Source organism: Pedobacter sp. GQ55 (genome assembly GCF_059758925.1).
In genome coordinates this window covers 103372-128167 of the sequence record NZ_JCAXEI010000015.1, presented here as the reverse complement: position 1 = coordinate 128167, position 24796 = coordinate 103372, and the positions used below count along the sequence as shown (strand labels likewise).

The 24796-nt window shown below is 36.8% G+C and carries 25 protein-coding genes; 14 read left to right on the top strand and 11 right to left on the bottom strand.

Annotation, left to right across the window (positions count from 1 at the left end; translation table 11 throughout):
• Positions 1–93: 93 nt before the first annotated feature.
• From AC6CH7_RS24870 to AC6CH7_RS24855, 4 genes are read right to left on the bottom strand one after another with little or no spacing between them, the layout of a single operon-like run.
• A complete protein-coding gene (locus AC6CH7_RS24870; protein WP_498265282.1) occupies positions 94–1086 on the bottom strand; it encodes a YihY/virulence factor BrkB family protein in 993 nt (330 codons plus the stop codon).
• Positions 1087–1095: 9 nt separating this feature from the next.
• Positions 1096–1503, bottom strand: a complete 408-nt coding sequence (locus tag AC6CH7_RS24865; protein WP_498265281.1) for an acyl-CoA thioesterase — start codon at positions 1501–1503, stop codon at positions 1096–1098.
• On the bottom strand, positions 1503–2561 hold the full coding sequence (mltG, locus tag AC6CH7_RS24860) for an endolytic transglycosylase MltG (RefSeq protein WP_498265280.1): 1059 nt from the start codon (positions 2559–2561) through the stop codon (positions 1503–1505). Before mltG ends, AC6CH7_RS24865 begins: the two co-directional genes overlap by 1 nt.
• Positions 2562–2579: 18 nt before the next feature.
• Complete coding sequence (locus tag AC6CH7_RS24855) at positions 2580–3350, bottom strand: PASTA domain-containing protein (protein WP_498265279.1); 771 nt, start codon at positions 3348–3350, stop codon at positions 2580–2582.
• Positions 3351–3526: 176 nt separating this feature from the next.
• On the opposite strand from AC6CH7_RS24855, the gene AC6CH7_RS24850 reads away from it, so the two are divergent.
• From AC6CH7_RS24850 to AC6CH7_RS24840, 3 genes are all read left to right on the top strand, one after another.
• On the top strand, positions 3527–4513 hold the full coding sequence (locus AC6CH7_RS24850) for a D-alanine--D-alanine ligase (protein WP_498265278.1): 987 nt from the start codon (positions 3527–3529) through the stop codon (positions 4511–4513).
• Positions 4514–4540: 27 nt separating this feature from the next.
• Positions 4541–5122 carry a Crp/Fnr family transcriptional regulator gene (locus tag AC6CH7_RS24845; RefSeq protein WP_498265277.1) on the top strand — a complete coding sequence of 194 codons (582 nt, stop codon included), beginning with the start codon at positions 4541–4543 and terminating at the stop codon, positions 5120–5122.
• Positions 5123–5186: 64 nt separating this feature from the next.
• Positions 5187–5585 carry a DUF983 domain-containing protein gene (locus AC6CH7_RS24840; protein ID WP_498265276.1) on the top strand — a complete coding sequence of 133 codons (399 nt, stop codon included), beginning with the start codon at positions 5187–5189 and terminating at the stop codon, positions 5583–5585.
• A 76-nt stretch (positions 5586–5661) separates the two neighbouring features.
• On the opposite strand, the gene AC6CH7_RS24835 is transcribed toward AC6CH7_RS24840, so the two are convergent.
• The gene (locus tag AC6CH7_RS24835) at positions 5662–7089 is read right to left on the bottom strand and encodes an MATE family efflux transporter (protein WP_498265275.1); all 1428 of its coding nucleotides are present in this window, start codon (positions 7087–7089) and stop codon (positions 5662–5664) included.
• Positions 7090–7308: 219 nt separating this feature from the next.
• On the bottom strand, positions 7309–7728 hold the full coding sequence (locus AC6CH7_RS24830; RefSeq protein WP_498265274.1) for an acyl-CoA thioesterase: 420 nt from the start codon (positions 7726–7728) through the stop codon (positions 7309–7311).
• Positions 7729–7877: 149 nt separating this feature from the next.
• Between AC6CH7_RS24830 and rpsO the strand changes: the two genes are divergently transcribed.
• The 7 genes from rpsO (at position 7878) to AC6CH7_RS24795 (ending at position 17076) form a co-directional block, all read left to right on the top strand.
• Complete coding sequence (rpsO, locus tag AC6CH7_RS24825) at positions 7878–8156, top strand: 30S ribosomal protein S15 (RefSeq protein ID WP_498265273.1); 279 nt, start codon at positions 7878–7880, stop codon at positions 8154–8156.
• A gap of 139 nt (positions 8157–8295) precedes the next feature.
• Positions 8296–10446 carry a polyribonucleotide nucleotidyltransferase gene (pnp, locus tag AC6CH7_RS24820; RefSeq protein ID WP_498265272.1) on the top strand — a complete coding sequence of 717 codons (2151 nt, stop codon included), beginning with the start codon at positions 8296–8298 and terminating at the stop codon, positions 10444–10446.
• A 157-nt stretch (positions 10447–10603) separates the two neighbouring features.
• Positions 10604–11275, top strand: coding sequence for a ribulose-phosphate 3-epimerase (gene rpe / locus AC6CH7_RS24815; protein ID WP_498265271.1), 672 nt, complete (start codon positions 10604–10606; stop codon positions 11273–11275).
• A 21-nt stretch (positions 11276–11296) separates the two neighbouring features.
• A complete protein-coding gene (locus AC6CH7_RS24810) occupies positions 11297–13696 on the top strand; it encodes a TonB-dependent receptor (RefSeq protein ID WP_498265270.1) in 2400 nt (799 codons plus the stop codon).
• Positions 13697–13745: 49 nt separating this feature from the next.
• Positions 13746–14813 (top strand): 3-phosphoserine/phosphohydroxythreonine transaminase, encoded by a 1068-nt coding sequence (gene serC, locus AC6CH7_RS24805; protein ID WP_498265269.1) that lies wholly within the window; start codon positions 13746–13748, stop codon positions 14811–14813.
• 11 nt (positions 14814–14824) lie between these two features.
• Positions 14825–15775: a D-2-hydroxyacid dehydrogenase gene (locus AC6CH7_RS24800; RefSeq protein ID WP_498265268.1), complete on the top strand. Its 951-nt coding sequence runs from the start codon at positions 14825–14827 to the stop codon at positions 15773–15775.
• Between the two features lie 56 nt (positions 15776–15831).
• Positions 15832–17076: a DUF1015 domain-containing protein gene (locus AC6CH7_RS24795; RefSeq protein ID WP_498265267.1), complete on the top strand. Its 1245-nt coding sequence runs from the start codon at positions 15832–15834 to the stop codon at positions 17074–17076.
• A 138-nt stretch (positions 17077–17214) separates the two neighbouring features.
• On the opposite strand, the gene AC6CH7_RS24790 is transcribed toward AC6CH7_RS24795, so the two are convergent.
• Positions 17215–17727 (bottom strand): hypothetical protein, encoded by a 513-nt coding sequence (locus AC6CH7_RS24790; RefSeq protein ID WP_498265266.1) that lies wholly within the window; start codon positions 17725–17727, stop codon positions 17215–17217.
• A 54-nt stretch (positions 17728–17781) separates the two neighbouring features.
• Positions 17782–18561, bottom strand: coding sequence for an SAM hydrolase/SAM-dependent halogenase family protein (locus tag AC6CH7_RS24785; RefSeq protein WP_498265265.1), 780 nt, complete (start codon positions 18559–18561; stop codon positions 17782–17784).
• A 102-nt stretch (positions 18562–18663) separates the two neighbouring features.
• Between AC6CH7_RS24785 and AC6CH7_RS24780 the strand changes: the two genes are divergently transcribed.
• The 4 genes from AC6CH7_RS24780 to AC6CH7_RS24765 all read left to right on the top strand — a co-directional run bounded on the left by AC6CH7_RS24780 (position 18664) and on the right by AC6CH7_RS24765 (position 21994).
• Positions 18664–19629, top strand: coding sequence for a PhoH family protein (locus AC6CH7_RS24780; RefSeq protein WP_498265264.1), 966 nt, complete (start codon positions 18664–18666; stop codon positions 19627–19629).
• A gap of 35 nt (positions 19630–19664) precedes the next feature.
• Positions 19665–20618: a phosphoribosylaminoimidazolesuccinocarboxamide synthase gene (locus AC6CH7_RS24775; RefSeq protein WP_498265263.1), complete on the top strand. Its 954-nt coding sequence runs from the start codon at positions 19665–19667 to the stop codon at positions 20616–20618.
• A gap of 78 nt (positions 20619–20696) precedes the next feature.
• Positions 20697–21083 (top strand): STAS domain-containing protein, encoded by a 387-nt coding sequence (locus AC6CH7_RS24770; RefSeq protein WP_048904961.1) that lies wholly within the window; start codon positions 20697–20699, stop codon positions 21081–21083.
• Positions 21083–21994, top strand: coding sequence for a ribonuclease Z (locus tag AC6CH7_RS24765; RefSeq protein WP_498265262.1), 912 nt, complete (start codon positions 21083–21085; stop codon positions 21992–21994). The genes AC6CH7_RS24770 and AC6CH7_RS24765 overlap by 1 nt, the downstream gene beginning before the upstream one ends.
• Here the strand turns inward: AC6CH7_RS24765 and AC6CH7_RS24760 are convergent, their stop codons facing one another.
• The 3 genes from AC6CH7_RS24760 to AC6CH7_RS24750 are packed head-to-tail and all read right to left on the bottom strand — an operon-like array spanning position 21995 to position 24724.
• The gene (locus tag AC6CH7_RS24760; protein ID WP_498265261.1) at positions 21995–22945 is read right to left on the bottom strand and encodes an MlaD family protein; all 951 of its coding nucleotides are present in this window, start codon (positions 22943–22945) and stop codon (positions 21995–21997) included. It lies immediately after the preceding gene.
• A 28-nt stretch (positions 22946–22973) separates the two neighbouring features.
• The gene (locus AC6CH7_RS24755) at positions 22974–23819 is read right to left on the bottom strand and encodes an N-acetylmuramoyl-L-alanine amidase family protein (RefSeq protein WP_498265260.1); all 846 of its coding nucleotides are present in this window, start codon (positions 23817–23819) and stop codon (positions 22974–22976) included.
• A gap of 26 nt (positions 23820–23845) precedes the next feature.
• Positions 23846–24724, bottom strand: a complete 879-nt coding sequence (locus AC6CH7_RS24750; protein ID WP_498265259.1) for an N-acetylmuramoyl-L-alanine amidase family protein — start codon at positions 24722–24724, stop codon at positions 23846–23848.
• Between the last annotated feature and the right edge of the window lie 72 nt (positions 24725–24796).

Below are 24796 nucleotides of genomic sequence, written 5' to 3'. Positions count from 1 at the left end.
CGACAAAAGTACAAATACGACTTGATTTCGCAAATTCAGATTTAGATAATTCCAGATAAAAATGATAACGTACTAAAAATGAGTGAGAAAAATTTATCTTTTCCCCAGTTTATCCTCTATTGGAGCCGCTTTTTTGAATAAATTGAAGTTAGGTCTGATGATTTTTACACTCCTTTTCGACAGATCTACGCTTGCATTTAGCTCAAAACCTACCAAAAGTATCAGGGAATTTAAATAAAGCCAGATCATAATAACGATAAGTGTACCGATAGAACCATAAACTTTATTGTATGAACTGAAGTTATTAATGTAAAAAGAGAAGCCCCAAACAGAGATAAAGGCAAGTATAGTAGCCAGCCATGAACCGGCACTGAAAAACTTCCATTTCTTGGCATGAGCCGGGCCGTATCTGTAAAGGATAGAAATCGTTACAAAGTATAATATCCCTAGCAGGGCCCATCTGGTAAGCTGAATTGCAAATGTTGTAAAACTCGCCTTAATATTAAGGGTGGTTTCAATACGGTTTAATGCAATTTCACCAATTGCCATTGCGATAATGCAAGTAATTACAGAAAAAGCAATCACAAGGGTTAGTAAAACAGCAATTAAGCGTTGGTTTACCCAGCTACGCGTTTCAATGATCAACGATGATTTATTAAAAGCCATCATCAGATTATGCACACCATTTGTTGCAAAAAATAATGACAAAATAAATCCGAACGACAACAAACCGCTGTTTTGCTTATGTACGATCTCATCAAGAGTAGTGCTAAATGCTTTATAAGCATCTTCAGGCAAAACCAAAATAATAAGGTTCATCAGTTGATCCTGAAAACCAATTTTCTTAGGTATAAAAGGGATAAGTGTAAATAAGAAGATAATAGCCGGGAAAATGGCCAGCATAAAATTATAAGCCAATGAAGAAGCCTTATTCACCAAGGAGTCTTTACCAATCTCTTTAAAAAAGAATGTGGCAACAGTATAAAGTGGTAGCGGACTAAAGCCAGGTAAAACACAAACTTTTGTCCAGCTAATAAACATAGAATAAAGCCTGATTTTTAAAAGTTGCTTATGAATCCATTCCATTTATCAAATTTAATTAAAAAATACCCTTAACTTCTCCATAAAATTTTCAGGAGGAGAACAAGGTTTGTTTTTTACCATATCAACAAATACCAGCGTAGTTGTTCCAATGTTAATCAGTTCACCGGCCGGATTCGATAATTCGTATTTAAAATGGATCCTCACACCCGGAAGGTCGTTGATCGTAGTTTTAATTGTTATTTCCTGATCGTATAAAGCCGGCTTTATATATTTACAGTTTAATTCTAAAACTGGCATCATTACTCCTGCACTTTCCATTCCAACATAATCCATGCCCAAACTTCTTAACATCTCTACACGGGCAACTTCGTAGTACTCAGCATAATTTCCGTAATAAACATATCCCATTTGATCCGTTTCGCCGTACCTAACCCTTATTTTGGTAGTATGAGTATACATTATTTAAAAATATTGCGTTGGTTTAAAGCATCTCTGTATTTCTTAGCGTTCCTTTCATGCTCCTGAACCGTTACCGCGAAGTTATGGTAGCCAGAAAAATCTTCCTTAGCACACATGTAAACATAATTGTTATTATCACGGTTTAATACAGCATCAATAGCATTAATACTAGGCATCATGATAGGTCCCGGAGGCAAACCAGCATACTTATAAGTATTGTATTTAGATTGCACACTTAGAAGCGAATTCGTAACACGTTTAACTGTAAAGTCGTTATTAGCAAAAATAACGGTTGGGTCTGCCTGAAGCAATATGCCTTTATTTAAGCGGTTTAAATACAAACCTGCAATAATAGGCATCTCTTTGTCGTACAAAGCTTCAGCATCAACAATTGAAGCTAATATAGAAACCTGAATAGGGGTTAGGTTTAATGATGCTGCTTTCTGCTTCCGATCAGCATTCCAGAATTTATCATATTCAGCGTGCATTCTGTCAAAGAACTCCGGAGCAGTAACATTCCAATACATTTCGTAGGTGTTGGGAATGAACATCACATAGCTGTTTTCTTTATTAAATCCATACTTTTCAAGCAAAGAAGCAGAGTCAAGCAGATTTATAAAAGTTAAAGAATCTGGTTCAAGATTTCTTGAGAGATAGCCGGCAAAGTTTTCCTTTTTTCTTAAGTTTTGAAACTTAAGTTTTACAGGATCCTGATTACCCGATTTCAGCATATTAATAATGCTACGGTTATTCATCCCTTTTGCCAGTTTATAACGGCCTGGTTTTAAAGAACGCGCAAGTTGCATTTTACCTGATGCTTCACTAAAAGAACCTATATCGGTAAACATATCTTTTAGTTTAATCTCTTTAAACAAGTCGTCGATGTTATAACCTGTTCTTACATACAGGTACTTTACGTTACCCGTAACGTTTGGTGCAAAGTATACTTTATATAATTTGAGTCCATAAAAGCCCCCGGCAATTAAAACAAGCAATAGTAAGCCTAATATTATTTTGGTGTTCTTTTTAAGACCTGCTTTATTTTCTTCGTTTGACATATATAAATGATAGTGTGATTAATTTTTATTAGATAATGTAATGTTTACCGGTGTTCCGGTTTTTACTTTAGTTACCGAATCTGTTGCAAATGGTTCCTGTTTAATGATTACAGCATTGGCAGAATCCGTAACAACCCCCTCATAAGTAACTGTTCCAAGGTTTAGCTTTGCGCCATTTCTCAGTGCAAACAGTGCCTCATCCTTAGTTAGGCCAATAAGAACTGGAATTTCTACTTCTTCATTTCCTTCTCCATCGCCCAATAAAAAGTCAATTCTTGATCCTTTAGGAACCATTTCTCCGACTTTAATAGGTTGGTTGCCAAAAGAAACCTCCAAAACAACATCTTTGCTCACATCTGGTTTATAAGTAGTATCCCCAAGTTTCAGACCAAAACTTTCAATTATTGCCTGTGCTTGTCTTAATGATTTAAATACAACATCCGGGAATTTAACATTTGGTGCCTTGTTCATGCTCACCGTCAGGTAAATTGTTCTGTTGTCTTTTACAAAAGTATTAGGATTGGGATCCTGATCTATTACTGTTTCAGGAGGTGTATCCATAATATAAACAGAATCGACCTCATAGCGTAAGCCCAACTGCTCAAGTTTACTAACTGCTTGTGTAAATGATAGTCCTTTAACTGAAGGTACATTTAAACCCTGACCATGTTTGGTGTAATACCTTAAACTAAAGAATGCGATAAATAAGATTACCGCAACGGTAATTACAGCTGCAATAAGATTGTTCCTAAATGAATTTGTTTTTAAATATGATATGAATTTGCCCATGCGTTTTTCTATTCTGAAGGTATAGCGTCCAAATTTAGATTAAAATAATATTTTATTGGAATTAAAATGACATCTGCACCAACTAATTTATATTTGTGCATGCAATCAGGATGCCGTTTAAAACAAAGAGCCTAAGATGCTGATATGAATTAAACGGTTTTTAATACAATTATAATATGAAGAAGACAATAGCATTGCTAACCGGAGGTACCACTGGCGAATGGGTCGTGTCCGTTAAAAGCGCTGCAACAATAGCACAGAATCTAGATACCAATAAATTTGATGTTTATAAGATTATGCTTACCCAGCAAGGCTGGTTTTATGAGCCTGCAGACTCAGTGAAAATAGAAATAGACCGTAACGATTTTTCTCTTACCATTAAAGGAAGAAAAATAATGTTCGAGGGAGTGTTTATAGCTATACACGGCTCTCCGGGTGAAGATGGCAAGCTGCAAGGGTATTTCGATATGCTTAATATTCCTTATACAACATGTGATGCGCTTACATCGGCCATTACCATGAACAAAGGTTACACCAAGGCAATTGTTCAGGACATTGATCAGCTCAATGTTGCTAAATCTGCGCAAATCTTTAAAAATGTACCTTACGATTTGGTCCAACTAAAAAAAGACCTTAAACTACCATACTTTGTTAAACCAAACAACGGTGGCAGTAGTATAGGCATGAGTAAAGTAAGCCATGGCCATGATTTGGAAGCAGCTCTTGCAAAAGCTTTTCATGAGGATAGCCAAATTCTGATAGAAGAATTCATATCAGGCAGAGAATTTACTGTTGGTGTAGTAAAACTTGATGGCAAAATAAAGGTGTTGCCTATTACAGAAGTAGAAACAGCAAAAGAGTTTTTTGATTTCGAAGCTAAATATACTCCTGGAGTAGCAACTGAAACAACTCCAGCCGTGATTAAATCCGAAACAAGAGACAGAGTAGCTAAAATAGCTGAGGCTGTTTACATTAAGTTGAATTGCCGGGGTGTAGTGCGTATAGATTTTATTCTTACAGAAGATGAAGGCGATTTTTACTTCATTGAGATAAATACCATCCCAGGACAAACTTCGACCAGCTTTATTCCTCAGCAAGTTGCAGCAATGGGAATGAAGTTGAATGATTTTTATACTAAGCTTATTAAAGAAACAATAGGGTAGCATTTGACATGAAAAGGCATTTTCATCATGACAATTAAATATTTGCTGGATAATAGTTATAAACCCTCTCTTTATAAAAAAGGAGATGTAATTTATGAACCCGGAGCTCAACCCAGAGCGGTATATTTTATAAAGACCGGTAAGGTGAGAATGGTGACTGTTAATGATGATGGTAAAGAATTTATACAAGGCATCTTTAAAACCAATGAATATTTCGGAGAACCTGCCTTATTGGTGAATAAATCCTATCTGGCATACACAATTGCCACTCAGGATTCGGAAATTATAGTGGTAAAAAGGGAGGACTTTCTTAAAATGCTAAAGGAACATCCTGATTTTAGTATGAAGCTTATTGAAACCCTGAGCCATCGCCTGTTTTATAAATCGATGATGCTCGAAGAACTGGCAAATGAACATGCAGAACACAGAATAAGAACACTTATTGCTTACCTGTTTAAAGATGTAGAATATAGTGATGAGCTAAAGGTAACCCGGCAGCAGCTCGCAGACATGAGTGGACTGCGAGTGGAAACAGTTATCCGTATCATCAAAAAGCTTTCTGATCAGAAGGAATTGAAACTGCTTAGGGGCAAAATCATTAGAATTTAAGTATGATCTGGATCATAAATTAACTGTTTTATCTGTCGTATTTTTGTATCATAATATTAAAGTTATGAAACCAATATCAAAAATACAGGCAGTTGTAGAGTGTAAATGTCCAAGATGTAGAAAAGGCCCAATATTTTCTGGTAAGCTTTATGCTTTTAAGGGCCAGACAACGAATGAATATTGCCCCGTTTGCAACCTTCGTTTTGAAAGGGAACCTGGCTTTTTTTATGTAGCAATGTTCATTAGTTATGCGATGAACGTTGCTGAAATGATTACCATCGCAGTAGCCGCTTATATACTGGGAGTAGATCTTACTTACGAGAACCTTTGGATGTATGTAGCCATTATTATGGTTGGTGTATTTCTATTCGCTCCTTTTAATTACCGTTATTCAAGAGTGTTTTTACTGCATTGGCTTACACCGGGCTTGGGATATGTTCCAAACCTGAAACGACAGGCATAAGGTATTAATATTTTCATAGCACAAGCCGTCATCTCCGTTGGTTAACCAAAGGAGATGACGAAAGTTTATAATGCAGTTAGACTTTTATAGTCTTCCATTTTCCTATTTTGAATAGAATATAACCTGCTATTGCAATCCCTGTTTCGGCAACTGGAATGGCAATGAACACGCCTGTAGGACCCATTTCTAGATATTTAGCAAGGAAGTAACCCAAAGGAATCTGGAACAACCAGAAACCAAAAAGATTAACCCATGTAGGTGTCCAGGTATCTCCGGCACCGTTAAAGGTGCTGATCAATACCATTCCAATACCATAAAAGATATATCCAACACTCATAATCTGAAGGGCATTTTTGGCAACCTCCTGTATTAAAACATCATTAGTGAAAAATGATATAAAATAGCGCCCAACGCCAAAGGTTAACACCATAACAAAGAGCATATAAATTACCACATATTTAGCAGTTTTCATTACAGATTGCTCAGCCCGGTCAATATGTTTTGCGCCCAGATTCTGGCCAACCAGTGTGGCTGCCGCATTGCTCATTCCCCATGCCGGAAGCATAAAGAACATCATAAGCCTTAATGCGGTTTGATAACCTGCCGACCCATGATCTCCACCTGTTGTTGCTACAAGCTGTGCCAAAAATATCCAGCTGCATGATGCAATAACAAATTGGAAAATACCAGGTGTCGCAATTTTTAATAAGGCTTTTATCTGCTCAAAATGAGGCTTAAAATAGGATAGCTTTATTTTTAAAAGGCTTTTGCCACTCACAAGGTGATAAACCTGATAGCACACACCAATGCCACGCCCGATACTTGTAGCCATTGCTGCACCTGTCAATCCAAATGCGGGGATTGGTCCAAAACCATTAATTAAAACAGGGCATAGAATGATGTTGGCAATATTGGCAATCCATAAACTTTTCATGGCTATAGCAGCATTACCTGCACCTCTGAATATCCCGTTAATAAGGAAGAGCAACACAATAATAATACTGCCGCCCATCATAATGCGCATAAATGTTGTGCCTTGTGCCGCTGTTTCAGCGGATGCTCCCATTAATAATAAAATGTCTGTTGCGTAAATTAGCCCAGCGATGCTAATGATCAGGTTAAACGCAACTGCAATTATTATTGCCTGCATTCCTGCTTTTGAGGCAGCAACCGGATCTTTCTCGCCAATCCTTCTGGCAACCACAGCCGTTGCAGCCATGCTCATCCCAATGGCGAGCGAGTATATAACTGTAAGCACAGATTCTGTAAGTCCCACGGTTTGTATTGCATGGCTACTGTTGTGTAAATGGCCCACAAAATAGAGGTCTACCAGTGCAAAAACAGATTCCATAGCCATTTCCAGCATCATCGGGATGGCCAGTAAAATAACAGCTTTACGAATGCTACCTTGGGTAAAATCGAGATCTTCGCCTTTAAGGGCTTGTTTAATAAGTGTAAAAATTTGAGATAGCTTGCCTAATGAAGCTGTTTTTTGTTCTAACATGGGGTAAATGAAAAAGTAATAAATAGACCGCGATCAGCCAGAAAAGCTGTATCAGTATTTTCGTGAAAAGGTGGAGTCCTTGGTCTTTAGAACCTCAAACGGACTGCAAATACTTTCATCGTAATGCGGTTGAGTTAGAAAACAAATATATATTTTTTACAAATACAATTCTGTATTTTATTGAAAAAAAATGAAAACCGATAAAAGAAGGGCAAAGTATTAAATGCTGTATGCCTTTATCATTTCTTCATTTACTTTACAGCCTTTTCCAGTGGTAGTGTCAATCATCACATAATCAAACCATCCATCAGAAGCAATTTTACCTGTTCTTTTATTTTCAATTTCGAACTGTACACGACAGCCTTTTTCGTTAATGGTTAAAATTCCGGTACGGACAGCAATTACATCTCCAAGAATAAGAGGACGTTTAAAATCAACAAGTGCAGTACGTACCACCCATCCAAAGCCACTGTTTAAAAAAGATTCCATTGGCATTTTGTAAAATTCGGCCATTTGATCATAACGGGCAGCAAGCACGTAATCAAAGTATTTGCTGTTATGGACATGGTTAAACATATCGATATCATCAGGACGTACTTTTAGTTCACTTTCAAATATACTGTATTGATTTTTTTCCATAAATAAGTCGTTACAGCAACAAAAATAGGATTTAGTAATGGCCAATTTTCTTGTCGTGCCAAAATTTTACGCATACTTGTTAATCTTTAAAACTTACACTATCTTTGCACCCAATTAATTAATCATTTAAACTTTAGTATCATTCAAGAATGTATTTAAGTAAAGAAAAGAAAGCTGACATCTTTAAACAGCACGGTGAAGTAGAAACAAACACAGGTTCTGCAGAAGGTCAAGTAGCGTTATTTACATATCGTATTGCGCATTTAACTGAGCACTTAAAGAAAAATCGTAAAGATTTCTCAACTCAGCTATCACTACAAAAATTAGTAGGTAAACGCCGCGGTATTTTGGCATATCTATTTAAAAAAGATATTGAGCGCTATCGTGCTATCATCAAGACTTTAGGTCTAAGGGATATCATCAAATAGAACTACTTATATCAAGAAAAGCCATTCTTTAGGGATGGCTTTTTTAATTTCTTGATATTATTATCTTAACTTGCAAAGTAAAATTATATATATAAATCCGGTGTGTGAAAAGAGGAAAACACACCACAACAATTTTTAAATGAATGTAATAAAAAAATCGTTCGACTTGGGCGATGGAAGAACAATCGAAATTGAAACAGGAAAATTAGCTAAACAGGCTGATGGTTCGGTGGTAGTTAAAATGGGTGATACCATGCTTTTGGCAACTGTAGTTTCTACAGTAGGAGCTAAGGCTGGTGTTGATTTTTTACCTTTATCTGTTGATTATCAGGAGAAATATGCTGCCGCAGGCCGTATCCCTGGAGGTTTTCTTCGTCGCGAGGCAAGATTATCTGATTATGAAGTTTTAATTTCACGTTTAGTAGATCGCGCTTTGCGCCCGATGTTCCCTGAAGATTATCACTCTGATACTCAGGTAATGATCTCATTGATCTCTTCTGATAAAAACATAATGCCAGACTGTTTAGCTGGTTTAGCTGCTTCGGCTGCTATTGCAGTTTCAGATATTCCGTTTAACGGACCAATCTCTGAAGTACGTGTAGCTAAAATTGATGGTAAACTAGTAATTAACCCTTATGTTAGTGATTTAGAGCGTGCTTCATTGGAATTCCTTGTTGCAGGTACTGAAAAAGATATCGTAATGGTTGAAGGTGAGTGTGATGAGATTTCTGAGACTGAAATGGTTGAGGCAATTGAATTTGCTCATAAAGCAATCGTTATTCAGGTTCAGGCTCAAAAAGAACTTGCTGAGCTTGTAGGTAAAACTGTAAAGCGTGCATATTCTCATGAAGACAGCAATCCTGAATTAAAGGAGCAGGTTTATGCCGCTACTTACGATAAGGTTTATGCTGTAGCTAAAAGCAACACAAGCAAAGGTGAGCGTGGTGATGCATTTGGTACGATCTTAATGGACTTCATTGCTACATTAGGAGAAGATATCGATGATGTAACTGGTTTCCTTTCTAAGAAATATTTCCACGATGTACAATATGACGCTATCCGTAACCTTGTTTTAGATGAAGGAATTCGTTTAGACGGTCGTGATGTACGTACAGTACGCCCAATCTGGAGTGAAGTAGGTTACTTGCCTGCAGCTCACGGTTCTGCAGTATTTACACGTGGTGAAACGCAATCATTAACTACCGTTACTTTAGGATCTAAAGATGATGAACAAATGATTGATGGTGCTTTCATCAATGGATACAACAAATTCTTATTGCACTATAATTTCCCTGGTTTCTCAACTGGTGAGGTTCGTCCTAACAGAGGTGCTGGTCGTCGTGAAATTGGTCATGGTAACTTGGCTATGCGTTCTTTAAAGAAAGTATTGCCAGGATTAGAAGAAAATCCTTATACCATCCGTATCGTTTCCGATATCTTAGAATCTAACGGTTCTTCGTCAATGGCAACTGTTTGTGCAGGTACATTAGCACTTATGGATGCTGGTATTAAAATCAAAGCTCCGGTATCGGGTATTGCAATGGGTTTAATTACTGATGAGAAAACTGGTAAATATGCAATCCTTTCTGATATTTTAGGTGATGAAGATCATCTAGGTGATATGGACTTTAAAGTAACCGGTACTGAAAAAGGTATTGTTGCTTGTCAAATGGACTTAAAAATCAATGGTTTGAAATGGGAAGTGTTAACAAATGCTTTAATTCAGGCTAAAGAAGCTCGTTTGCACATCTTAAACGAGATGAAGAAAACAATTTCTGCACCTCGTGAAGATTATAAAGACCATGCTCCACGTATTGTTTCTTTAAGTATTGATAAAGAATTTATTGGTGCTGTAATAGGGCCAGGTGGTAAAATTATTCAGGAAATGCAACGTGAAACCGGCGCTTCCATCTCTATCGAAGAGGTTGGAAACAAAGGTATCGTTGAGATCTTTGCCGATAACAAAGCTGCAATTGATGCTGCTGTTACCCGTATCAATGCAATAGCTGCTAAACCGGAAATAGGTGCAACTTACAGTGGTAAAGTAAAATCTATTATGCCTTTTGGTGCATTCGTAGAGATTATGCCAGGTAAAGATGGTTTACTTCACATTTCTGAAATTGACTGGACCCGTTTAGAAACAATGGACGGTGTATTTAAAGAAGGTGATAAAGTTGAAGTGAAACTTTTGGATGTTGATAAGCAAGGTAAAATGAAACTTTCTAGAAAAGCTTTATTGCCTCGCCCACCAAAAGCAGAAGCTGCTCCAGCTGAAAATAAACCAGCTTAATTAAAAGGCAGGTCTGTCAGCCGAGGGTAAATCCTTCGGTTTGTCAGCTTTTCATATACCAAAAAACCCCGCAATTTGCGGGGTTTTTTGGTATAAAATGGGTTATTTCTTTATATTTACAATTGTGAACCAGCTATAAATTAAAAACACATTCCTCATGAAACACCTTATTGCTCCCTCTTTACTTGCCGCTGATTTTGCTAACCTGCAACGTGATATTGAAATGGTTAATTCGAGTGAGGCAGACTGGTTTCATGTAGATGTAATGGATGGTGTGTTTGTGCCAAACATATCTTTTGGTTTTCCGGTAATGGAAGCGATAAAAAAATATGCAACAAAGCCTTTGGACGTGCACCTGATGATTGTTAATCCTGATCAATATATTGAACGTTTTGCAGCTGCAGGAGCGTCGGTGATAACAGTGCATTATGAAGCATGTACTCACTTGCATAGAACGGTCCAGGCGATTCATGCAGCTGGTTGTAAGGCAGGTGTTGCAATTAACCCTCATACCCCTGTGACCTTGCTTAAAGATGTTTTGGTAGATCTGGATCTGGTACTTGTTATGTCGGTAAATCCGGGGTTTGGTGGCCAAAAGTTTATTCCTAATACGCTAAATAAATTAAGGGAGTTAAAAGCTATGGCATCAGTTGTCAATCCTGGTCTGCTAATAGAAGTTGATGGTGGGGTAGGCATACAAAACCTGGCCGATCTGATTCAGGCAGGTGCCAGCGTTTTTGTTGCAGGAAATGCCATTTTTGGTGCGCCTTCTCCTTCGGTCATGATCTCTGAATTAAAGCAACTTGATGCACAATTGAAATCATCATAAGCCCACAGCTTTGTAACATAAATGTATAGACGCTATCTGCTGCTCTCAGTTTTACTATTTGGTTTTACATATGTAAATGCACAACCTCTTGTAAAAGTGTCGGGCCTAATTACAGATGATCTGAGGAGTCCATTACCTATGGTAACCATTAGTGTAGTTGGACAAAATCAGTCGACTGCTTCTGATGATAATGGGATCTATAATATTTATTCAAGTACTACTTCCTTTACGTTGAAATATAGCCTGTTAGGTTATAAATCTGTTTTGGTTGAGTTTAAATATGGTAAGGCTGGCAGGATTATTCAAAACGTTTCTTTAACACGAAATATAAACGAGCTGGAGCAGGTTACCATCACCACAAAGCAGAATCAACTTCGTAACAGCACCACGATTAATATTGCAGATATTGCTTCTATACCCTCGGTTTCGGGTAATTTTGAAGTGGTTCTTAAAACATTGCCGGGCGTATCTACCAATAACGAACTAAGCGCTCAGTATAGCGTTAGGGGAGGTAATTTTGATGAAAACCTGGTATATGTAAATGATGTTGAAATTAGCCGGCCTGTATTGATTAGGAATGGACAGCAGGAGGGGTTGAGTTTCATTAACAGTGATTTGTTAAGCTCTGCTAAGTTTTCTACAGGTGGTTTTGAATCTCGCTATGGTGATAAATTATCATCAGTACTGGATGTGAGATATGATAGGCCGGATAGTAGTGAAGCTGTATTGAATCTTGGTATGCTGGGTGCCGGGTTTAGTTCTAAGATTTTAAATAAAAACAGCTATTTGCTTGCCGGATTGAGGTATAAAAACAATACGAGCATACTAAACAGACAAGATAATAAGGGGAGCTACGCACCTAATTTTACCGACGCACAACTGATTTATCATCAAAATGTTTCGTCTAAAATGAGTGTGGATTTTTTAGGGAGTTTCAACAGTGGTATCTTTAAGTTAATACCAGAAAGCAGAGAAACCCAGTTTGGTACATTGAGTACTGTGATGCGCTTGCAAACTGAGTATAGCGGGGAAGAAGTAGATGATTATCAGACTGCCGGCGGAGCGATAACCTTTGCGTTTTATCCTAAATCGAATCTGGTTATAAAATGGATAAACAGTTATTTTAACACCCTTGAAAGGGAAAGAATAGACATAGAAGGAAGATATGTGTTTGATGAGGTTAACAGTAGCTTTGCAAATGGAAACTTTGGTTCTGTTAGAATCAACAAAGGTATAGGGAAGTATATAAATTATGCCCGTAATAATCTGGAGTCAGAAAACTTCAGCTCGGAGGTAAAGGTAGACCAGGATTATGAAAACCATACTTTTTCACTGGGTCTAAAGGTGGAAAACAAGAAATATATTGACAATTTAAATGAGTATAGTCTTATAGATTCTGCCGGATATATACAGCTAGGAGGACTAAATAACTTCTATCAGGATAATCTTATTAATGTTAGAAATGACCTGGCAATTCAATACTACAGTGCCTATATTCAGGATAGTTATACCTTATCGGCCAATTCAACCCTTCAGCTTGGCGTAAGAGGTAATTATAATACCCTGAGTAAACAATTTCTTCTTAGCCCAAGGTTGCTTTTGGCTTACAGGCCATCAAGTAATAATAAAATTTTCAGGTTTACTGCCGGAGTATATCAGCAGGCTCCTGACTACAGGAGTATCAGGGATTTTAATGGGGTTCTTAATTTAAATCAGCAGGCGCAAAGATCATATAACACATCGGCAGGTTTGGACTATGCATTCGATGGGCTGGGAACACGCCTAAAGTTTACTTCTGAGCTTTATTTTAAATATCAGGACAGGCTTATTCCTTATATGATGGATAATGTAAGGGTTAAGTATCTTGCCGGAGAGTTGGCAAAAGGTTACATCTATGGAGCAGACTTGAGTATAGGTGGTGAGTTTGTAAAGGACCTGGTGTCTTATTTCAGGGTGTCTTTAATGAAGGCCAATCAGAACATCTTCAATGATGAACGTGGTTATTTAAAAAGGCCAACCGATCAAAGAATTAACTTTTCAGTTTATTTTCAGGATAGATTGCCGAACAGCCCTACTTATAAAGTGCATTTAAATATGATGTATGGTTCTAAATTGCCGGTAGGAGCACCTCTTGTACGTCGTTATTCCGATAATTTTAATATCCCTGCTTATAAGCGTGTGGATATTGGATTTTCTAAAGATTTTTTAGACGATGCCGGAATAAAAAAACCGAGGTTGCTGGATAAATATTTTAGTTCGTTTTCTGCTCATTTAGAGGTATTTAATTTGTTGAATATTGACAATACGGTTTCATATTTATGGCTTAAGGATGTAGATAACGTACAATATGCTATTCCTAATTATTTAACCGGCAGACAACTAAATTTGAAATTGATCATAAAGTTCAAGAATTCGAAATAATAAATAATATAAAACTGTTACATTTACAAGCATTAAAAATCACTATAAAATGAGACACAATTTCGGCGCAGGCCCCTGTATTTTACCTCAGGAAGTATTTAAGCAAGCAGCACAAGCAGTTCTAGATTTTAAGGATGGTTTATCTATTCTGGAGATCTCTCACCGCACATCTGAATTTGAAGGTGTAGTAGCAGAAGCAGAAAAATTAGTTAAGGAATTATTAAATGTACCTTCCGGATATTCTGTTTTATTTTTACAAGGCGGTGCAAGTTTGCAGTTTGCAATGGTTCCGATGAACTTATTACCTGAAGGAAAAACTGCCAGTTATCTGGAAACAGGCGTTTGGGCAAACAAGGCCATTAAAGAGGTATCTACTTTTGGTAAAGCAAACATTGTTGCTTCTTCAAAAGAATCAAACTTTACCTTTATTCCTAAAGATTATAGTATTCCTGAAGACAGTGCATATTTCCACTTCACTTCTAACAATACTATTTACGGAACAGAAATGTTCAGTTTACCTAAAACCAGTATTCCTGTAGTTTGTGATATGTCTTCGGATATCATGAGCAGGGTTATTGATGTTTCCCAATATGATTTGATCTATGCAGGAGCTCAAAAAAATATCGGTCCGGCTGGCTTAACAGTAGTAATTGTTAAAGATGAGATCCTAGGTAAATCAGGCAGAAAAATACCTTCTATGCTTGACTATAAGGTGCATATCGATGGTGGTTCTATGTATAACACGCCTCCGGTATTTTCTATATATGTAGCTATGCTTAACTTAAGATGGTTGAAATCTAAAGGAGGCGTTGCTGAAATTGAAAAAGAAAATATAGCAAAAGCCAGAGCTTTGTATACTGAGATTGACAGAAATCCATTGTTTAAAGGAACTTGTGCTGTTGAAGATCGTTCTAAAATGAATGTTTGTTTTGTAATGGAAAACCCGGAGCTTGAAAAACCATTCTTGAAATATGCTGAAGAAAATGGAATTGAAGGCATTAAAGGACATAGAAGTGTTGGTGGTTTTAGAGCCTCTATATACAATGCACTTCCAATTACAAGTGTTCATGCACTAGTTGAATTAATGCAGAATTTTGCTGAAAAACACACCAATTAAAATAAAAATTAATGATTAAGATACTTGCAAACGATGGGATAGATCCTATCGGTAAAGCGTTATTAGAAAAAGCGGGTTTTGTTGTTGATACGGAAACAGTACCTCAGGATCAATTGGCAGAAGCTTTAAAAAACTATGATGGTATTACAGTTAGAAGTGCCACCAAATTACGTAAAGAATTGATTGATCAGGTGCCTAACATTAAACTGATTGGCAGAGGTGGGGTAGGTATGGATAATATTGACGTTGAATATGCCCGCAGTAAGGGTGTTGCAGTGGTAAACACACCTGCAGCTTCTTCGTTATCTGTTGCGGAACTGGTATTTGCACATTTGTTTACCGGTATCCGTTTTTTACAGGATTCAAATAGAAAAATGCCTGTTGAAGGAGCTACCAAATTCAATGCTTTGAAAAAAGCGTATGCAGGTGGTGTTGAACTTCAAGGTAAAACTATGGGTATTATCGGTTTCGGTCGTATTGGTCGTGAAACTGCTAAAGTGGCCCTTAGATTAGGTATGAATGTATTGGCTTATGATCTTTATCCTGCCGAAGGTACTTTACCATTGACTTTTCAGGGTGGTGTTTCTGTTGAGATTCCATTCAAAACAGTATCAGTGGATGAGGTAATTGCAAACAGTGATTTCATCAGTTTACATACTCCATTTGCAGATAAACCTATTTTAGGAGCAGAAGAGTTTGCAAAAATGAAACAAGGTGTTGGTGTTGTGAACTGCTCAAGAGGCGGTACTATTGATGAAGAGGCACTCATTGCTGCTTTAGACAGTGGTAAAGTATCTTTTGCTGGTTTGGATGTGTTTGATGACGAACCTACACCTAGAGCGTCAATTTTACAACATGCTAAAATCTCTTTAACCCCTCATATTGGAGCTGCTACCAATGAAGCTCAAGAACGTATAGGCGTTGAACTTGCCTCATTAATTATTGAGCATTTTAATAAGTAAGATTAGTGGTCAAAGCTATTTTTTTATATAGCTTTGACCATTATTCATAATCAAGTATGCCTCTTATAAAGCCTTTCTGCGCGCTTAAACCTGCAGTACATTTACAATCACTGGTTGTAACAAGGCCGCTTGAATACTATAGTACAGGCGAAGCGAGGTTAATTGCTTCAGAAAATAAATGTACTTTTCTTCATCTGATTAATCCGGAACTCGATAATCCATATCTAAGGGGAACAAGAGAGGAGGTGGTATATAAAAAGATCAGCGAAAATCTTGAGGGATTTATTGAGCATCAATTTCTTATTAAACAGGATAAACCTGCCATTTATATTTACCGAGTGAAACACAATGAGCTGGTGCAAACAGGCATCTGGACACTTACTCATATTAAAGATTATTTAGCGGGGAGGATAAAGAAGCATGAATCGACTGTAGAGCGCAGGGAGAGGCTTCTGGCCGATTATCTCCAGCAAACCGGGCTAGATGCTAACCCTGTACTAATTACCTACCACCCTGATCAGATTATTGATTCCATTACAGACAAATACACCAAGGGTAAAGCCGACCTTGATTTTACATTCGCAGATGGTACAATACATCAGGTATGGGCTGTTACTGATCATCCGGATCTGGATGATCTGACTGCCGCCTTTTATGATATTCCCTTTGTATACATCGCTGATGGTCACCATAGAGCAGCGTCAATGGCAAAGATGGGTTTGCAAAAGCAAGCGTTAAATAAGGAACGCCATACTGGAACCGAAGGCTATAATTATTTTACCACAGTTTATATGAATACCAGAGAGGTTAAAATACTGGAATTTAACAGACTGGTTAGAGACCTTGGTGATCTGGATCCTCAGTCGTTGATTGGATTATTAAGACAATCATTTTTAGTACAGGAATCTCCAGATGCGGTTAAGCCGAATCAATTACATAAGATTGGGATGTATTTTGATGAAAAATGGTATGTGCTTGAGCCAAAAAAAGAAATCTATGATGAAAATGATCCTGTTAAAGCGCTTGATGTGAGTATTGTACAAGATTATATTCTTGGCCCCATATTAAATATAAAAGATCCCAGGACTGATGCCCGAATTACTTTTGAGGGTGGAAGAACTCCAGTTTCTGAACTCCAGCTTAAGGTTGATAATGGCCTTTATGCATTGGCTTTTACGCTATTCCCTGTTTCGATAGATCAGGTTATTGCGGTAGCTGATGTTAATGGGGGGATGCCTCCAAAATCAACCTGGGTTGAACCAAAATTTCTGGTAGGGCTATTAACTAATTATTTTAATTAAGCGACTGAGTTAAAACCCAATACCTATAGCCTAATATTGCTTTTTGAAATGAAGTTAGTTTTAGCGGGTCTTTTTTATACAGACTTGGTAAAATAGCTTTGTTAATTTTTACAAAAATTTTAAAGACTGCTGTTTTCATCATGCTTTTTTAAATTTTTTGTAGAATAAATAACAGGCTACAAACAAGGTAAGTGTCAGAAACATAACTATATAATTGGTAATTTGTTTTTCTTTATTTGCAATAGCATAATCCTTTTTTAGCTGTATGTTTTGATCTTGTAGTTTTTTTATTGATGTTTTGTAGTTTTCGATTCTATCGTTGGTACTATTAGCTTCATTTTTAATACGTTTAACTTCCTCATCTTTGTAGTCCATGAGTATTTTAAGCTCTTTAAAGACATTGTTGTCATTTAAAACTATTTGACGCAGTATTTCATTGGAGTTTTTTATATCACCTTTAGTTTGGAAGCCAAATATTCCTGTTTTATTATCCAAGCTTTGATCGTACTGACCAAATTTGGCACTTCTTTCTTTAAGAAGAGCGTTTACTTTTAATCTTTGGGTTTGATAAGCACTTGTGTCCGTTTGAAATGGTGCGGCTTGCAATGAAGTGCTAAAAATGAAAATAATAAACAATACGTTTTTGATCATGTTTAAGTGTTTTTAAGGGATAAGCAAACTCCATGCCTGATGGGAAATACACTTTTAAGGATGAAATTCGATCCTGATAATGTCGTTAAGGTGTAAACCTAATAATCCGCTGGCCTTTCCTTTGTTAATGGCAATTTCAAGATGGTTGCTGATGCCAAACAGGCACAATTTTTCTCCTTCAGGTACTTCATTATAATGCCAGCTTAACTGTGTGATGGTTTCGCTTTTTCTGAAATACAAGGTGAAGTCCCGGTTGCGCTGAATTTTTGTAAAAAGATCTTTTGTGATGTTGGTTATTACATTGCAGAAGGTATCGATATAGATTACGCTGCCTCTGATGATGTCGCGTTCAATAACCGGATTTAACAACATTCTTTCTTCAATACTTTCTGTCGGTACACCAATGTCCCTCAGCTTAGCACCTTTGGCAAGCTGCGTTGCAGCTTTAACAAATATATCAACCAAAGGAAAGTGAAGATATTTAAGGTCCTGCATAATATTCAGCTCCACAATCTCTTCTGGCTTCTCATTAAAAAGTAAGGAAAAAATTCCATTATCAGCACCTACAAAGAAATGTTCTTTATGTTTTAGTGCAATATATTTTGTGTTTTCACTAAATACAGAATCAATGCCAATAAGGTGAACAGTGCCCTTGGGGAAGTATGGATAAACGTTCTTTAAAACGAATGCAGCGTGCGAAATATTAAAAGATGGCACTTCATGCGTTACATCAACAATGTTAGCTGTAGGTAGGATACTCAGGATACTACCCTTAAGGGCAGCCTGATAGAAATCTTTAGAACCTAAATCTGTTGTTAAAGTAATAATGGCCATTAAAAATTGAATATTTATTCTTAATCTTGCGTAGGTGGTAAAACGCGTACAAATATTCAATTTTTAAATCAAAATATACACTCCAATCTAAAAAACAATATTTTGAACGAACTAAAATTAACATTAGAATCGGTAGATCCGGTACAATTTTGGGGTGCTAATAACGAGCATTACGAGCTTGTTAAAAGTGCTTTTCCAAAATTAAAGATTGTGGCAAGAGGAAACGAAGTAAAGGTACTAGGTGACGAACAGGAACTTAAGGTTTTTGAAAAGAAGTATGGTCAGCTGATTAGTCAGTTAGAGAAGTATAGCTCTTTAACTGCAAATGACGTAGAATCTATTTTGGTTTCAAAGAAAATACCGTCGGCCGACGAACCCGCTGCTGAAAAAGCAAGCAATGGGGGAGGCGGAGAGGTCATTGTGTTTGGTACCAATGGTTTAATGGTAAAAGCAAGGACCGCCAATCAGCGGAAGATGGTTGAGAGCATTAATAAAAATGATGTGCTTTTTGCTATCGGACCTGCCGGAACCGGAAAAACTTATACAGCCGTCGCCCTTGCGGTAAGAGCATTAAAAAATAAAGAGATCAAGCGGATCATCTTAACCAGACCAGCTGTTGAGGCAGGAGAGAATCTTGGGTTTTTACCCGGAGATTTGAAGGAAAAGGTTGATCCTTATTTACGCCCATTGTATGATGCATTGGACGATATGATCCCTGCCGAAAAACTTAAATTATATATTGAAAACAGAACTATCGAGATTGCTCCGCTTGCATTTATGCGTGGAAGGACGCTTGATAACTGCTTTGTAATTTTAGATGAGGCACAGAACTCTACTGATTTGCAATTGAAAATGTTTTTGACCCGTATGGGACCATCAGCTAAATTCATTGTAACAGGCGACATAACACAAATAGATTTACCGAAAAAGCAGATGTCGGGTTTACATAATGCACTGCGTATTCTTGAAGATATACCAGGTATTGATATTATTTATTTAACAGGTGAAGATGTGGTAAGACACAAACTGGTTAAACGAATATTGAAAGCCTATGGTGATATTCAGTAATTTAAATAATCAATAAAGGCTTTTTAGCACATAGCATGACAGCAATTAAAGAAACAAATTTTAGCTTCCTTAAGCAGACAAATTTTTACAAAGGAAAAGTGAGAGATGTTTATACCATTAACAACCAATTTATGGCAATGGTAGTAACAGACAGGATATCTGCATTTGATGTGGTTTTACCTGAGGCAATACCTTTTAAAGGGCAAGTATTGAATCAGATAGCGGCTAAATTTTTAGATGCAACAAAAGACATTGTTCCGAACTGGGTTATTGATGTACCTGATGAAATGGTTACCATCGGACGTATTTGTGAGCCGTTTAAAGTAGAAATGGTAATTAGAGGTTATTTAGCAGGACATGCCTGGAGAGAATACAGCGCCGGAAAGCGTAGTGTTTGCGGAGTGGCTTTGCCAGATGGTTTAAAGGAAAATGATAAATTACCTAAACCAATGATAACACCCACAACTAAGGCTTCTGTTGGACATGATGAGGATATTTCTAAAGAAGATATTTTAGCTAAGGGCATCGTATCTGTAGCAGATTATACTCATCTTGAAAATTACACTTATGCATTGTATGAGCGTGGTACCCAAATGGCTGCCGAGCGAGGTCTTATCCTTGTTGATACCAAGTATGAATTTGGTAAAGTTGGCTCAGATATTTATTTAATTGATGAGATCCATACTCCTGATTCTTCACGTTATTTTTATGCAGAAGGTTACGCAGATAGGCAGGATAGGAATGAACCACAGAAGCAGTTATCTAAAGAATTTGTAAGGAAATGGTTAATAGAAAACGGTTTTCAGGGTAAGGATGGACAAACCATCCCGGGGATGACTCCTGAAATTGTGAACTCTATATCTGATCGTTACATTGAGCTTTATGAACAAATAACAGGAGATCGGTTTGTGAAGAATGAGACAGCTGATGTTGTTAGCAGAATAGAAAAAAATGTAGGTGATTCTTTAAGTAAACTCTTATCGGCGTAGGTACCTAATCTACTTCAATAATTAAATAAATCAGAGAATTTTAACTACATTCGTAATCAAACTAAATAAATCAATATCATGAAATTTTCAGTAGATAAGCATGAAAAGTATGTTGTTCTGAAGCTTAATGAATCTAAGTTTACGAACGATAATACACCGAAATTGAAATCTGAATTCATCTTATTGAATACAGAGGGGTATCGTAATATCGTATTAGATTTATCGGCTATAAAGCAATGTGATGATTCTCAGGATCTGAGCAGTTTGCTTGTTGGAGACAGACTTTGTAAGAAATCTAATGGCCTGTTTATCGTAACAGGAATAAATGAGGTTGTGGCTAAAATATTGGAGATGTCCAATTTAGATCAGTCTCTGACAATTGTGTCAAAACTTGATGAAGCAACCGATCTAATCTTTATGGAAGAAATAGAAAAAGAGTTGTTGGGAAGCGTAGATAAAGATTAATGAAATTTGAGATTACTATTTTAGGGAGCAGCTCTGCCACACCCGTATATAATAGAAATCCTACAGCACAGCTTTTAAATTGCAATGAAAAGTTTTATTTGATTGACTGTGGCGAGGGTACTCAGCAGCAGTTGATCAAATACGGCTTTAAAGCCAGTAAGATAGATTATGTGTTTATAAGCCATTTACATGGCGATCATTACTTTGGATTAATAGGTTTGCTTTCCAGTCTGCATTTAAACGGACGCGTTAAGCCTCTTAAGATTTTTGCGCCGGAACCTTTACAGGAAATACTGGCTCTTCAATTTAAATATTCAGAAACGGTCATCAGGTATCCGATAGAGTTTGTGGTAACGCAGGCAAATGAATCTGTTCAGATCTTTGAAAATGCTGACCTGATTGTTGATAGCTTTGTTCTAAATCATAGAATTCCATGCACAGGATTTAAGTTCACTCAAAAGAAACGACTACGTAAGCTCATTGTTGAGAAACTTGAACAGGAGCAGATTGATATTGAGTATTATCCTTTGCTAAAAAGGGGCGTTGACCTTAATTTACCTGACGGCAGAGTTATCCTGAATAAGGATTATACTACTGACTCTGATACCCCTAAAAAATATGGGTATTGTTCTGATACCTTGTTTGACCAAGGATACTTTAGCAACATTGCAGATTGTGATTTGCTTTATCACGAAGCTACATTTTTACATGAAATGCTGGATAGGGCAAATATAACACATCACACAACGGCTTTACAGGCCGGTGAGATCGCTAAAATAACCGGAGCTGTAAAATTACTTATTGGACACTTTTCGTCGAGATACAAGACCTTGCAGCCGCTTTTAGATGAAGCGAAATCTGTTTTTGAGAACACTGAACTTGCAATAGAAGGTAATACCTATACCATTTGATTACTTATCCTTTTTGCCACCACCAAATATGGAGAAGTGAACGTAACGTTTTGGATTTGCTTTCAGATCTATCATCAAGTTATCAAGGCTTTTAGACGCGTTGTTTAGGTTGTCGTACATTTTTGTATCGTTAACTAACAGGCCAAGTGTTCCTTCACCATTGTTAATTTTACCTACAATAGTTTGAAGATCTACAACCGCTTTATTGGCATTATCTATTGTTTGCTTGAAATTTGCTGCAGCTACCTGATCAGTAATTGAATTGATGTTATTCAATATAGCAGATATTTTGGCATTGTTCTGTTTTAGATTGCCCGAAATTGCTTCTACATTGGCAAGAATTGCAGATATACGAGTACCTTCTGAACCAACAAGATTATCAACCTTTTTGGAGGTAGATTCTAAAGAAGAAAGGGTAGAGGCTATGCTGTTAAAGCTTTTATCAACATTCTTTTGGAAATTGGGATTCAAGATTGAGTTGACACTTGTTAATATGGAGTCCATTTTACCAATAATTAACTCAGCCTTTTTTTGAACCGGCTGCACTGTTTCAAGAATTCCTTTTTGAACATTTGCATTCAATGTGTCCCCATCCTGAGCGAAGTCATTACCCGTACCTAGCGCCATCACAATTGCTTTACTTCCTAAAAGGTCTGTGCTTTCAAGCTTGGCAACACTATTTCTTGGAATCTCGTACTTGCCTTTGATTTTGAGCGTGGCAACAATTGATCCGTCTGTTTGTAATTCCAGTTTATCTACACGGCCAATTTGATAACCATTAATTAAAACCGGTTTTGATACCGCAAGACCATCAACGCGCGAATATTTTGCATATAAAACAGTTTCACTTGAAAAAATGGCATTTCCCTTTAAAAAATTATAGCCTATAATTAACAGGGCTATAGAAAAGGCAGCTAATATGCCTACTTTGGTTTCATTTGCTATCTTCATTCAGTGTATGTTCTTGGTATGTATTTACTTAATTTGTTTCAGTTTCCTTTTTGTAAGTTTTTATTGCTTTGTAAATTGAATTAACAATTTCCTCTTGTCCACGCGCTGAATTCATATATTCTTCTTCGGTAGGGTTAGAAATAAATCCGATTTCTGTTAGTACCGCAGGCATTCCGCATCTTTGAAGAATTAAAAGTCCTTGTTCCTTTATCCCTCTGTTTACTCTATTGTCGTCATGGGTATAATTGTACTGAATCAATTTAGCTAATTTCAGACTCTTATCCCTAAATATATTTTTGAACAAAGATAGTATAATAAATGTTTCAGGATCATTAGGATCGTAGCCATTATAATTCTGCTTATAATTCTTTTCAAGTTTGATATCCTCATTTTCCCTAATTGCAGCATCTTGCTCATTTAAGCGGTGGGAACCCGCAACAAATGTTTCCGTGCCACTTGTAGATTTATTCTTCACATAGGAATATTTAGGGATCCTTTTGCCTCTTCTGCTTTTTGTATAACCGGTGACCACCCTTTTATCGGGCATTGAGTTACAGTGAATGGAGATGAAAAGATCGGCTTTATTGTCATTTGCAAGGGCGGCTCTTTTGTAGAAATCTACATCAACATCAGTTTTTCGGGTATAAAGGATTTTTACTCCGGGTAATTCTTCTTCAAGCTTTTTCCCTAGCTTTAAAGCTACTTTTAGCGCTACATTTTTCTCTAATGAAAAACTTCCTCTGGCACCGGGTTTTGTGCCACCATGCCCGGCATCAATAACAATGGTTTTAACTTTATAGGTTTGGGAAAGTACTAGTTGTGAACTAAATAAACATAGTAATAATAACAGGGTCGCATTTTTCTTTACACTCATCTAATAATAGTTATTGATTCAATTATTTATCCTTCTATGCTTTTCTTGTAGTTTTCAATAGCCTTTAACAGACAATTGGTTATTTCATTTTGTCCGGCCTCAGAATTCATATAGTCCTCTTCATCAGGGTTACTTATGAAACCAATTTCGGTTAATATGGCAGGCATACCCGCGCGAGCTAAAACTGCCAGGCTTTTTTCCTGAACACCACGGTCGATGCGGCCAACATTAACGTATTGATCTTGTACCAGCTTAGCCAGTTTTAAACTTTGGGTTCTGAAAGTATTTTTCATTAGAGAAAGTATAATGAAATTTTCAGGATTGTTCGGGTCGAAGCCTTCGTAATTTTCTTTATAATTTTCCTCTAAGAATATTGATGCATTTTCTCTCTTAATAGCCTCGTCTTGTTCATTTACACGTCCCATACCTGAAACAAATGTTTCAACACCTCTTGTGGATGTACTTTTTCTGCTAACTGTACTGGTTATTGGAATTCTTTTCCCCCTGCTATTTTTTCTATATCCTGTTACCACAGTTGATCTGTATACGGGCATATCATTACAGTGAATTGAAATGAAAAGATCCGCTTTAGCATTGTTTGCAATAGCAATACGTTCGTAAAGAGGGATAAAAACATCTTCAGTTCTTGTATAAATTACTTTTACATCCTTCATATTCGCTTCAATAGCGGCACCAAGATGTAAGGCCGTTTTAAGAGCTACGTCTTTTTCAGTAGAGTAGAGCCCTCTTGTACTGCCATCTTTTCCGCCATGACCGGCGTCAATAACAATAGTTTTTATTTTATATTCTTGCGTAAATGCTTGATAATTAGATATAGTAATAATAACTGCAGAAATAAATGCAATCAAAATTGCATTTGGTCTGAGCAATGGTATATTTTTCATTAATTTTGAACGTTTTGGATTAAACATTAATGCAAAAATAACATTCACACACGAATTTGAAACTTTTACGGT